At 39.9% G+C, this 12,202-nt stretch carries 8 protein-coding genes; 7 read left to right on the top strand and 1 reads right to left on the bottom strand.

Translation table 11 applies throughout. The features are described from left to right. Window positions 1–3: 3 nt before the first annotated feature. The 4 genes from J2X77_RS23135 to J2X77_RS23120 all read left to right on the top strand — a co-directional run bounded on the left by J2X77_RS23135 (window position 4) and on the right by J2X77_RS23120 (window position 5,733). Window positions 4–1,794: a potassium transporter TrkG gene (locus J2X77_RS23135; protein WP_310082695.1), complete on the top strand. Its 1,791-nt coding sequence runs from the start codon at window positions 4–6 to the stop codon at window positions 1,792–1,794. Between the two features lie 125 nt (window positions 1,795–1,919). Next, window positions 1,920–2,606, top strand: a complete 687-nt coding sequence (locus J2X77_RS23130; protein WP_209582061.1) for a TrkA family potassium uptake protein — start codon at window positions 1,920–1,922, stop codon at window positions 2,604–2,606. A 2-nt stretch (window positions 2,607–2,608) separates the two neighbouring features. After that, window positions 2,609–2,929: a YbjQ family protein gene (locus J2X77_RS23125; protein ID WP_209582059.1), complete on the top strand. Its 321-nt coding sequence runs from the start codon at window positions 2,609–2,611 to the stop codon at window positions 2,927–2,929. 323 nt (window positions 2,930–3,252) lie between these two features. Further along, complete coding sequence (locus tag J2X77_RS23120) at window positions 3,253–5,733, top strand: YfhO family protein (RefSeq protein ID WP_209582057.1); 2,481 nt, start codon at window positions 3,253–3,255, stop codon at window positions 5,731–5,733. A 30-nt stretch (window positions 5,734–5,763) separates the two neighbouring features. Here the strand turns inward: J2X77_RS23120 and J2X77_RS23115 are convergent, their stop codons facing one another. After that, window positions 5,764–6,360 carry a ribonuclease HII gene (locus tag J2X77_RS23115; RefSeq protein WP_209582056.1) on the bottom strand — a complete coding sequence of 199 codons (597 nt, stop codon included), beginning with the start codon at window positions 6,358–6,360 and terminating at the stop codon, window positions 5,764–5,766. 261 nt (window positions 6,361–6,621) lie between these two features. On the opposite strand from J2X77_RS23115, the gene J2X77_RS23110 reads away from it, so the two are divergent. The 3 genes from J2X77_RS23110 to fabD all read left to right on the top strand — a co-directional run bounded on the left by J2X77_RS23110 (window position 6,622) and on the right by fabD (window position 11,992). Continuing rightward, window positions 6,622–9,459, top strand: coding sequence for an outer membrane beta-barrel protein (locus J2X77_RS23110; RefSeq protein ID WP_209582054.1), 2,838 nt, complete (start codon window positions 6,622–6,624; stop codon window positions 9,457–9,459). Window positions 9,460–9,650: 191 nt separating this feature from the next. Then, entirely contained in the window at window positions 9,651–10,880 is a 1,230-nt protein-coding gene (locus tag J2X77_RS23105; protein WP_209582051.1) for a pitrilysin family protein, read from the top strand. A gap of 221 nt (window positions 10,881–11,101) precedes the next feature. Beyond that, on the top strand, window positions 11,102–11,992 hold the full coding sequence (fabD, locus tag J2X77_RS23100; protein ID WP_310082690.1) for an ACP S-malonyltransferase: 891 nt from the start codon (window positions 11,102–11,104) through the stop codon (window positions 11,990–11,992). Window positions 11,993–12,202: the final 210 nt, after the last annotated feature.

The raw sequence follows: 12,202 nt of genomic DNA, 5'->3' as shown, positions 1-12,202 counted from the left end.
ACCATGATAGATTCGATTTTAAGTTTTATCCGATTTGTTTTCAAGTACAAAAATGGTCTTGTGGACAAAATCATGTTTTATGCAAGCATGACTTGCGCTGCAATAGTCATTTTTAATGTGGGATATGTCACTGACAAAGTGCTGGGAGAGTTGTTGGGCACAATTATCCATCATCTTTTTTTTATCCTCTTTTTTATGATCGCTCTACGCGAATCGTCCTCCATTTATGCGCTTCGAAAAATTGCCGTGGAGCATTATTCGGGAATAGTTATCCTCGCTTATTTTATATTTATTCTCATCGCGCGTTTTTCGGGTTTTGGAGCGCTCGCAGTATTTTCCAGAGAACAATGGATTTATTTGGGAATCTATTTAATTTTCATTGCCGAGCTGTCCAAAAGTACCCTTTTCTTTGATAATTTTTATTTTAATCCAACCATACTGTTTGTCATAAGTTTCCTGGTGCTAATCTTAATTGGAACAGTACTGCTGATGCTGCCAAGGACTACAGTGGAAGCTCCGTTGTCTTTCGTTGACGCATTATTTATGGCGACGAGTGCTGTATGTATTACAGGTCTTTCCGTTGCCGACATTTCAACAAATTTTAGTATGTTCGGGCAGACAGTCGTTATTATTCTAATACAGGTGGGCGGATTGGGCATTATGACCTTCACAGGCTTTTTTGGCTATTTTTTTTCCGGGGGATTTTCCTATAAGAACCAGTTGATGTTTGGTGAAATCTTAGGCGAAAATAAGGTTGCCTCAGTGATTAAGACACTACTGACAATGATATTTATAACATTATTGTTCGAGTTTCTTGGCGCAATACTCATTTTTAGTACTTTAGAACGTGCAAATTTTCCAAATTTGGGAAGTATGGTTTTCTTCTCGATCTTTCATTCCATATCTTCTTTCTGTAATGCTGGTTTTTCAATCCTATCAGGAGGAATTACCAATGATACCTATAAATTTAACTACCCTTTTCAACTGGCTTTGTCCGCCTTGTTCATTCTTGGCGGTCTGGGCTTCGGAATTGTATTAAATTTTTACACCTATATCAAAGAGTCTATTCTGCTTAATTATCATCGCTGGGTGACAAAGAAAAGCTATAAACACAAAGCCTGGAATTTTAGTTTCAATTCTAAGTTGGTCTTAGCATGTAACGCGGTTATTATTGTAGCAGCGACTTTATTCTTTTATTTTTTGGAACATGGAAACACACTTTCTCTCGAAAAGGGGCTTGAAGGCGAATGGGCGACTTCTTTTTTTATGGCTAATGCAGCACGCTCAGCGGGATACAATAGTGTCGACCTGAGTTTTGTGACTGCCCCTACAGTTTTTATCATTATGGTTCTAATGTGGGTGGGAGCTTCTCCGGGATCGACAGGAGGTGGGGTGAAAGTAACAACAGTGGCCGTGTCACTGATCAATATTATATCGTTGGCTAAGGGAAAGGAATACATCGAGATTTTCAAAAGACGGATAGCCAATGAATCTGTTCATAAAGCATTTGCAATTATCTTGCTTTCCCTATTTGTTGTCGGATGTAGCTGCTTCTCTTTAATTTTTACGGATCCAGATAAGAGTATGAAAGCATTACTGTTTGAGGCACTATCGGCCTATACTACCTGTGGGTTAAGTTTAGGAATCACGGCATCATTAAGTATGGGCGGTAAATTAATTATCGCTATAACTATGCTCATTGGACGGGTGGGAATGCTAACCTTGTTGGTCGCTTTCATTAAAAATTCAAAGCGGAGAAATATTGTATTTCCGGAAGAAAAGATCTTGTTTTAGATAGACTGAGAAGCGTTTTGACGACTTTTGATTAACTTATCAGAGTAATTAGCCTATAGGTCGAAAGAAAGCTGTACTTCAAAATATAGCTTGGAAATAACAGTAAATTTATTTTAGTTTGGGATATGAAGTATATTGTTTTAGGATTGGGGCATTTTGGACGCTCTTTGGGGGTACACCTAACTGAACTTGGCCACGAGGTGATTGGGGCAGACCGAAAGCTCAGTATCGTTGAACAGTTAAAAGACAAGATAACACACACGGTTTGTTTAGATACAACCGATCGAGAGGCGGTTTCGTCATTACCGCTTAAAGATGCGCATGCTGTTATTGTAGCTATCGGGGAAGATGAAGGAGCGTCACTCATGACTGTAGCGCTCTTAAAGCAATTGAAAGTAAAACGGATCATTGGGCGTATTGTTTCAGATCTTCAAAAAACTGTTCTGGAGGCAATGGAAATCAACGAGTATATTATGCCCGAAGAAGAAGCTGCCGAACGACTAGCCATGCGATTGGATAATATCGATATCGTTGATTCGTTCAAGGTTTCGGATAAATATTCTATTGTAGAAACTAAAGTGCCGGCCCGTTATGTCGGCATGACATTGCTTGAAGCAAACTTGACCAACATATACAAAGTGATTGTACTGACTACGGTCAAGATCACAGACGTGAAAAAAGATGGCGTGACAAAAGAGCAAAAAGAGGCTTCGGGAATAGCAATATCCGAAACCATGATGGAAGAAGGCGATATTTTGGTTGTTTTTGGCGAACTATCCAATATTAATAAGTTAATTCAAAAAGGAGAATAAATATGTTATTGACAACAACAAGTACTATCGAAGGGCACCAAATTGAACGTTATTTGGGAATTGTTTCTTCCGAAGTAGTTTTAGGTGCAAATGCGATAAAAGACATGATGGCCGGATTTCGTGATTTCTTTGGCGGCAGATCCAATTCCTATGAACGCGCATTTCAAGAGACCCGAGAAGCGGCGCTACGTGAGCTTGAAGACCGTGCACGCGCATTGGGCGCGGATGCTGTTGTTGGAGTTCGACTGGATTTTCAAACGGTTGGAACAGGGGGCATGATGATGGTAGGAGCGACTGGAACAGCTGTTAAAATGCGATCTTAAATACACAACGCTCTGAATAATGTTAGGGCTTTTTAGGGATATTAAAGGAAGTCATATTGCGCAGTCAGCGTTAATAGAGGGTATCACTCGCTCTTGTTAGCAATCTACGCGATAATTATAATTGTATATAAAGCCAAATTTATCTAAGTTTGGCTTTTAAGACTTTTAAACAACCTAAGAGGATAAATGAAATCATCTGGATTTATCAGAATCACGTGTAATGCGTTCATACATACAATGGAATATGAACGACGAATGGACAGTTATATCGTAAGTTGAATAAATTAGATAGCTTCATCAACTTTAAAGACAAATTTATACGGATGAAAAATTGGTTTAAGGCAAATTCGGCTCATTTGATTGTTATAGCGATATTCATTGTGCTGGTATTTTTTTATTTTACTCCTGTTTGGCAAGGTAAAACACTCGCCCAGTCGGATGTGGTACAAGCACAAGCAGCGCAGAAGGAATTATTTGATTTTAAAGCGAAGGATGGACAAGCGCCTTTGTGGACAAATTCCATGTTCGGGGGGATGCCAACCTATCAAATTTGGCAAGAAAATGAAAATAATATTGGTACCTATTTCTTAAAAGCCGTCAAGTTCGCCTTTCCGAGCCCAATGGATACGGTTCTGTTTTATTTGTTGGGAGCTTATTTTCTCTTTAGCGTGTTACGCATCAAGCCCTGGCTGGCTGCGGTTGGCGCTGTAGCCATTGCTTTTACATCCTACAATTTTATCTATATCGAGGCCGGGCACATCACTCGTGCGAATGCAATTGCATTTATTCCGCCTGTTATCGCCGCGGTCATTATGTGTTATCGCGGAAGTAAGCTGTGGGGCCCTGTATTATTAGCCTTGTTTCTTTCCCTTGAAATTCGTGTCAATCACTTGCAAACGACCTATTATCTGTTGATGCTTCTTATGGTATATGTGATTTTTACATTCATAGATGCGCTGAAACAAAATCAACTGAAGGCGTTTTTTATTGCTTCCGGGAGGCAGGTTTTTGCAGTTGTCATCGCTTTGATGGTCAATGCGTCTATTTTATTGCCTACCTGGGAGTATAGTAAATTAAGTACCCGTGGGCATGCCAATATCACAAAGGTTGATAATGCCAATACCAAAGAGAAGGGGCTTGATAAAGAGTATGCTTATGAGTGGAGCCAAGGAATTGGTGAGACGATTACCTTTTTGATTCCTAATGCCTATGGCGGTTCGACTGGCGGGCAGTTGAACGAGAAGTCACATGTGGCTAAGTTTTTAATGGAAAAGGGAGGGGTATCGGAAGTCCAGGCGGGGCAGTTTGCAGAAGGCATGCCAACCTATTGGGGCGATAAGCGCTTTACCTCAGGGCCATGGTATTTTGGCGCTGGGATCTTTTTCCTATTTGTTTTAGGTCTTGTTATTGTCAAAGACCGGTTCAAGTGGTGGATTCTGGCAACAACCATTCTAGCATTGTTACTTTCATTTGGAAGAAATTTTACACTTGTATCGGATCTTTTCTTTGATTATTTCCCGATGTATAATAAGTTTAGGGCGGTTGAATCCATCTTGGTTTTGGTTTCTATTACGGTGCCTATGATGGCAATTATGGCTGTCAACGAGCTTTTGATACGTGCGAAGGAGATCCCCAACTTAGATAAAAAAGTCCTGTATACCTTTATTGGAGTCGGTGGGTTCTGTTTATTGATTGCTATTATGCCCGATCTATTTTTAAACTTTAGAAACGCCGGACATAGCAATCTAATAGAGATGTTAGAGCACAATATAGGCGATAAAGCCTTTGCAACAGAATTAGCAAACCAGTTAGTGCTAGACCGCAAAGATATTGCGAGCAAAGATGCCTATCGTTCTTTTTTCATTATCCTATTAACATTCGGTTTTGTATGGGTATTTCTAAAGAAAAAGTTAAGCGAGGGGATATTATTAGGGGCATTATTGGTGTTGTTCCTGTTTGATTTATGGAGTATTGATAAACGTTTCTTAAATGATAAATCGTTTATGGATAAAGGAACTACTGCACAACAGGTATTCCAGCAACGTGAGGTAGATCAATTGATATTAATGGATAAAGATTTAAGTTACCGCGTACTTGATCTGACGTCTGATCCATTTTCGGATGCGCGCCCCTCTTATTTCCATAAATCGCTGGGAGGATATCATGCTGCAAAATTGATGCGCTTTCAGGAAATTTTGGAAAATCAATTTAATGGGGCGCTGAATGAAGATGTTCTAGACATGTTTAACGTACGTTATTTGATTACGACAGATCCTCAGAATCAGTCCCAACGTATCGTTAGAAGAAGCACAGCTGCAGGAAATGCATGGTTTGTCGATAAGGTAAATTTTGTAAAAGGGAATGCAGAGGAAATGCAGGCAATCAGTTCTTTTGATCCCCGTAAAGAGGCTTTCGTAAATCAACAATATCAGAATGAAATTAAAGCGAAGACTTCGAGTGCTTCAACAACTGGCCAGATTAAGCTAACGTCTTACCATCCAGATAAAATGCAATATGAATATACTGCAACAAATGATGCATTTGCTGTCTTTTCGGAAGTATTTTATGATAAAGGGTGGAAAGCATATGTGGATGGCAAGGAAACGCCTATCATTCGTGCAGACTATATCCTGAGAGCCTTACAGTTGCCGGCAGGTAATCATAAAGTTGAATTCATCTTTGATCCAGAGTCGCACAAAATGGGAAATCTATTGACTTTGATCTCCTCCTTCATTCTTGTTGCAGGAATAGGAGCAGCGCTTTATCTCACGTTTAAACGAAATCAAAAGGAAACAGCGGTTTAAAGCTGTTCCTTTTTTAAGCATTTTAGAGCTTTAGAATAATTTGAGCTGCGGATCGGTTATTCTAAAGCTCTTTCTATGATGCGGCGTAGAGCCGTGTGCCAATACAGCTGTTCTGTGCTTAATTGTTGGATACCCTTTGTTGTTGAGCCAGTCGTAATCTGGATACGCTAATGCGATGTTGTTCATATACTCATCGCGATAAGTTTTGGCCAGAATTGAAGCTGCGGCGATGGATAGGTACTTGCCATCGCCCTTGACAATACAAGTATGCGGAATTTGCTGATAAGGAATAAACCTATTGCCATCGACAATGATATACTCCGCTTTTGTCTTCAGGAGATCAAGAGCTTTGTGCATCGCTAAGTAGCTCGCATTGTGAATATTTATGCGATCGATCTCTTCCGCTGAGACACTGGCAACCGCATAAGCAAGGGCTTCACGTTCAATAATCGGCCGTAGTGCCATTCTTTTTTTCTCGCTAAGTTGTTTGGAATCATTAAGCAGCTCGTGATGATAGTCTGTCGGGAAAATCACCGCGGCAGCGAAAACAGGTCCTGCCAAACAACCCCGGCCCGCTTCGTCACAGCCAGCCTCTATCCACTCTTCCTGATAATATGATAATAGCATGTTCAGTCTTTAAAATAGCCGAAAGTACAAATAAATTTAGAGTTATCTATTGTAACTTCTGTGTGAAGATCGCCCATTTACATTAATTAACACTAATAATACCTTTTTTTGTAAGAATTTGGAGCACCACACTATGAATTGTAATACTTTCAATCATACAATAAAGGGTGGTTTCTTTTTTTGACCCTATTGTTTCATAAACTTGAGCAATAGTTGTCGAGTCAAAAGGTTATCAATTATAGCAATATAAAAATAAGTACTATGAGAGGCTTTATGCTTTTTTTGTTTAGTATGCTGACGGGGTGGACTGTTTATGGCCAGACGAAAAGTGTACAAGGTATGTTGAAAGACGACAAGAATCGAATTGTCGCTGGTGCAACGGTGAAGTTGACATCGAAGTTAGATTCCATGACTACAGGATCCAATATGGCGGGGATTTTTATCTTTGATAAAGTTAAAGCCGATACATTTAAAATCACGGTTTCCAACCTTGGATTCGAACGTTTTGAGCAGGAATTTACAATTCCTAAAGGTGAATCAAAGCACATTATTCCAAGTTTAACTTTACAACAGAATTCGCAGATGCTGGAGGAAGTGGTGGTTGATGGAGTACCTACTGTTGTTGTCAAAAGTGATACCTTGGAATATAGCATGAAAGATCTGAAACTCCGTGATGGGGCAGTTGCTGAGGACGCTTTGAAAAAGTTGCAAGGCGTCGAAGTCGATAAGGACGGTAATGTCACAGCACAGGGTGAATCCGTCAAACGCGTTCGTATTAACGGGAAGGACTTTTTTGGTGGGGATGTAAAGACTGCGACGCAGAATTTGCCCGCTAATATTATTCAAAAAATGCAAGTTATCGACGATTATGGCGATATGGCGAATGTGACCGGAAATAAGAACGGTGATTCAGAAAAGGTATTGAATATTCAAATTGACCCCAAATATAATACAGGTCATATGACCACTCTTCGGGCAGGTGTGGGGACAGAAGATCGTTATCAAGCTACAGGTATGTGGATGGGTATGCGTGAGGGTGAACAAATTTCGGTGTTGGGAAACTTGAACAATACCAATGCTCCCTTATTCGATTTTAGTACAGTAGGTGGTGGTGCGCGTCGGGGTCAAGGTGGTGGCGGTCGCCGCGGTGGTGGTATGTTTGGCGGTTCGGACGGTTTGACGAAAATTGGCTCCATAGGACTGAATTACCGTAAAGACTTTAGTGATAAACTGACTGTTTACGGTAGCTATAGTTTTAGCCATAGCAATAATACCACGCTATCTCAACGGTTTCAGGAAAATACATTGCCAAATATTATGCAGACGGACAGTGTAACATCCAATTCGAATACCATTGGCGATAGCCATCGTTTTGAAGCTAATGTAGAATGGAAGCCAACTACAAAAGATTATATCAAAATTTCACCCCAGTTCGGATATGACAATAGCGATGTAACAACAGGTACCAATTCGCTCACTTACCGTAGTGGAGCATTTAATAATTCGCAGATTCAAGATGTTTTTGCTAATTCCAGTGCACCCAGATTCGGTATTAGTGGATTGTACAACCATAAGTTCAACGATAAGGGGCGGAATGTCTTTGTAAATATGAACTTTAACAAAGCAAAAACAACGAAAGATCAAAATGCAATTTTAGACAGGCTATTGGCTGATCCCAACAATGCAAATGCTCCTTTGGATTCAATTTATGAAAAAACGATCCTGGAAGCAAATAATAAGAGTTGGAATGGGGGGGCGTCAGTAAATTATACGGAGCCTGTTTCTGAAAAAGGAAAAATAGAATTTACCTATGACTTTAACAAAAATAAGTATGACAATTCGAACAAACAACAAGGGTTTGATCGGGATGGAAACTTAATTGCTGAGGATCCCAAATTGAATTTTGATTATAACTATGATTACTCCTTTACAACACATAAAGTTGGGGCTAACTATTTGTATAGTGGCGATAAAATAACCTATTCCATTGGCGCTGCAGCTCAGCCTTCTCAATTGAGAGGTGATGCCATCAGTTCAGGATTAGTGGTGCCGATTCATCGTAATAATATGAACTGGATGCCTATTGCACGTTTTGAGTATAAATTCTCTAGGCAATCTAATATTACCGTCAATTATTCCGGAACACCGAATGAACCTTCTGTTACGCAGATTTTACCATTTGATATGAGTACAAACAGGACCAGTATCGTAATCGGTAATGCAAATTTGAATCCGGAGTTCAGTCATCAACTGAACGTGAGATTTCGTAAGAATGACTTTCAAAAAGGGAACAATTTCTTCGCTTTTGTTAATGCTGGGCTGACCAACAATAAAATTGTGAGCTTGAGCAAAAGCTATTTTGATGATTTAATCGATTATCAAACAGGTCAGACAAACTCAACCTTAGTTTCCGAGACCCGTTATCTTAATGAAGCAGGCGATAAACCATTTAATGTGAATTCTTTTTACCACTACGGGAAATCCTTAAAAGAAAAAACATATAATATTATGTTGATGGGGGGAATATCCTATAACAAAAATATCGGATATGTATCTACGGAGAAAGATGATGACATCGGTCAAAAGAATGTTGCACGCAATATCGTGTTGAATCAAGGCGTGATGTTTAGATATAACCCGTCGGAAAATCTGGAAATTAATCCAGGCGTTCGTTATCAATTTAATCATACAGAAAACTCAGTGACAAATCGTAATACGAATGTTTCGTCCTGGACGCCGACCTTAATTGGTTCGGTTAATATTACAAAAAATACGATTTTCGGAGCAGATCTATCTAAACAGTTCAATAATGGGTATGGTGCTGGTATCAATGCAAATCCTTTTGTCATAAATACGTACTTGGAGCAGAAATTCTTAAGTCAGCAACGAGGGACTGTACGTCTACAGGCATTTGACTTGTTGAATCAGCAAACGAATGTCTCCCGAACCTTCAGTGAATCGATGATTACTGATAGCCGTACAAACCGTTTAGGAAGATATTTTATGATTTTGTTTACCTACAAATTCCAAAAATTCGCTATGGGCAATCCTGAAGGAGAGAACAGATTGCCAGGGGGAATGAGACCTCCGCGGATGTAACCTGATTTCTATTAGATGTAAAAACGGTCATAGTGATTTCGCTATGACCGTTTTGCATTTTAAAATGCCTAGTTTTGTGACGACTTCATGCCCCATACGATTTGCAGATTGAGCAAAGTGGCAAAATATCGTAAATATGGAGCGCATAGAAAGAGATAAACTAAAAAGAAGCAACAGCAAGCTTGTACTGCATGGAATACGAAATTATTAGACTTTCAAACGGAATACGGGTAGTATTTCAATATCAAAATTTACCGGTTACTCATGTCTGCATGGTCATCAATGCTGGATCGAGAGATGAGTGTGCAGGAAAATATGGTGTAGCTCATTTTATTGAACATCTTTTATTTAAACGTACTGAGAGACGATCTACGCAACAGATAATAAATCATTTGGAATCCGTTGGCGGAGATCTGAATGCCTATACGACGAAGGAATATACTTGTGTACATGCTTCCATGCTACAGCCTTATTTAAATCGAGCGTTAGATCTTTTTGAAGATATCTTTTTTCATTCAACTTTTCCCGATATAGAAATGGATAAGGAAAAGTCGGTCATTGTTGATGAAATGGCTTCTTATCTAGACAGCCCTGAAGAGTCTATTGTAGACGATTTTGAAGATCTCGTTTTTCAGGGATCGGGATTGGGGCATAATATTTTAGGATTGGAAGATCAGCTGCTCGCACTGCAAAAAACGGATATCGTTGATTTTATGCGGGCGAATTATGATACAAATGAAATGGTCATTGGTATCACGGGGAATTATACCCCAAAGGAAGTGGAGCGATTGCTGCACAAAGTGTTCGGCACAGTTCCCTCAAATACGATAGAACGTATGCGAAATGATGTAAGACCGCTCATTCAGCAGCATGTTACGGTAGGCAAACCAATCAATCAAGTGCATTATATGCTCGGTTCATTGGCCTATAGTTATCGTGATGAGCGTAAAACGGGGCTGCTGCTTTTGAATAATATGCTTGGTGGAATGGGGATGGGATCCATTCTGAATCTTTCCATACGGGAGAAACATGGAATAGCTTATACCATTGAATCTAATTATACTATTTTTTCAGATACAGGGTTATTTAGTATTTACCTCGGCACAGATGAAGAAAAGGTTGAAAAAGCGAAGAGGCTCGTCTTTAAAGAGCTCGCTAAGCTGAGCGAACAACCGCTGTCTGAAACTGCTGTAAAAAGAGCGAAGCAGAAATTTATTGGGCAGATTGCTTTGACCGAAGAAAACCGTATGAGCACGATTATCTCTGCTGCGAAAAACGTGATGGACTATGATCGTGTGATCTTATTGGACGAGATCATTGAAAAAATTCAGGACTTGACTAGCAAAGAACTATTAGGAATTGCACAAGATGTATTTGATCCGAAGAAGATGTTGTCGCTTAGTTTTGTTCCCGAGGACTAATTGTTATCGTTGGGGGGGATACTTCCTTTTAGAGATAGATGGTATTGAAATTGATCGGGTGGCGATCGGAGAATCGTTTGCTGAAATGAATTTATATTGCATATAAAAAGCAATTTATCTAAGTTTGCGCTTACGGGAATTCGTTCTCATCAAACATGGATTGCCGAAGGCAGATTCAATACCTCTGGTAGCAGACAAATAAACGAATAAAAATATAAGGGATGAAAACAGCATATGTATTTCCTGGTCAAGGAGCCCAATTTGTTGGAATGGGACAAGACCTGTATAATTTGAATGATGAAACGAAAGCTTTGTTCGAACAGGCAAACGATATTTTAGGGTTTCGCATCACGGATATTATGTTTTCCGGTACAGATGAGGAATTGAAACAAACGAAAGTAACCCAACCAGCTATTTTTTTCCATTCGGTCATTTTGGCGAAAGCATTAGGAGATTCTTTTCAGCCGAACATGGTTGCCGGTCATTCTTTGGGCGAGTTTTCGGCTTTGGTGGCTGCAGGTGCATTGAGTTTTGAAAACGGGTTGAAATTGGTCGCACAACGTGCCAATGCGATGCAAAAAGCATGTGAGCTTCAGCCGTCAACGATGGCTGCTATATTAGGTCTGGAAGATGTTGTGGTGGAGGATATCTGCGCTCAGGTTGATGAAGTTGTTGTGGCTGCAAATTATAACTGCCCTGGACAATTGGTTATTTCGGGATCGATCGAAGGAGTGGACAAGGCTTGTGCTTTGTTGACCGAGGCTGGTGCTAAGCGGGCATTAAAACTAAATGTAGGTGGTGCATTCCACTCCCCATTGATGGAATCAGCTAAAGTTGAATTGCAAGCAGCTATTGAAGCGGTAGAAGTGTTGTCGCCTAGCTGTCCGATTTATCAAAATATTGATGCTAAACCACAGACAGATCCAGTGGTTATCAAGCAAAATTTGATCGCACAGCTAACGGGGGCTGTTCGATGGACACAAACGGTACAAAATATGTTGGCCGATGGTGCGACAGCATTTGTTGAAGTTGGTCCTGGTAATGTATTACAAGGATTGGTCAAAAAAGTCGATCGTCAGGTACAGACTTCTGCGGCTTCAGTAACGGGCTAAGAATAGCATCGGATAAAAAAAGGGTCGTATGATCCATTCGTGGTCGGAAGATTTTTCTTCCGACTTTTTTGTGCCGATAACAAAATAAAGTAAGAATTTTTCTTGTAACAGCGAATGTCCATTCCTGAAAAAGGTTTACAAAAGGTCTAATACGGTTCTTACTTTACAGTTTTGGTGGGTGAATTGATATTATGAATTTAATTGTTTTTT

The sequence above is a fragment of the Sphingobacterium sp. 2149 genome, from assembly GCF_031455655.1.
Classification (GTDB): domain Bacteria; phylum Bacteroidota; class Bacteroidia; order Sphingobacteriales; family Sphingobacteriaceae; genus Sphingobacterium.
The sequence above is the reverse complement of the archived record's forward strand: the minus strand, read 5'-3'. Positions and strand labels throughout refer to the sequence as shown.

What these genes read in the sequence shown, in the direction of transcription:
- J2X77_RS23135 (WP_310082695.1), top strand. Translation starts at nt 4, where the DNA reads ATGATAGATTCGATTTTAAGTTTTATCCGATTTGTTTTCAAGTACAAA.
- J2X77_RS23130 (WP_209582061.1), top strand. Translation starts at nt 1,920, where the DNA reads ATGAAGTATATTGTTTTAGGATTGGGGCATTTTGGACGCTCTTTGGGG.
- J2X77_RS23125 (WP_209582059.1), top strand. Translation starts at nt 2,609, where the DNA reads ATGTTATTGACAACAACAAGTACTATCGAAGGGCACCAAATTGAACGT.
- J2X77_RS23120 (WP_209582057.1), top strand. Translation starts at nt 3,253, where the DNA reads ATGAAAAATTGGTTTAAGGCAAATTCGGCTCATTTGATTGTTATAGCG.
- J2X77_RS23115 (WP_209582056.1), bottom strand. Translation starts at nt 6,360, where the DNA reads ATGCTATTATCATATTATCAGGAAGAGTGGATAGAGGCTGGCTGTGAC.
- J2X77_RS23110 (WP_209582054.1), top strand. Translation starts at nt 6,622, where the DNA reads ATGAGAGGCTTTATGCTTTTTTTGTTTAGTATGCTGACGGGGTGGACT.
- J2X77_RS23105 (WP_209582051.1), top strand. Translation starts at nt 9,651, where the DNA reads ATGGAATACGAAATTATTAGACTTTCAAACGGAATACGGGTAGTATTT.
- fabD (WP_310082690.1), top strand. Translation starts at nt 11,102, where the DNA reads ATGAAAACAGCATATGTATTTCCTGGTCAAGGAGCCCAATTTGTTGGA.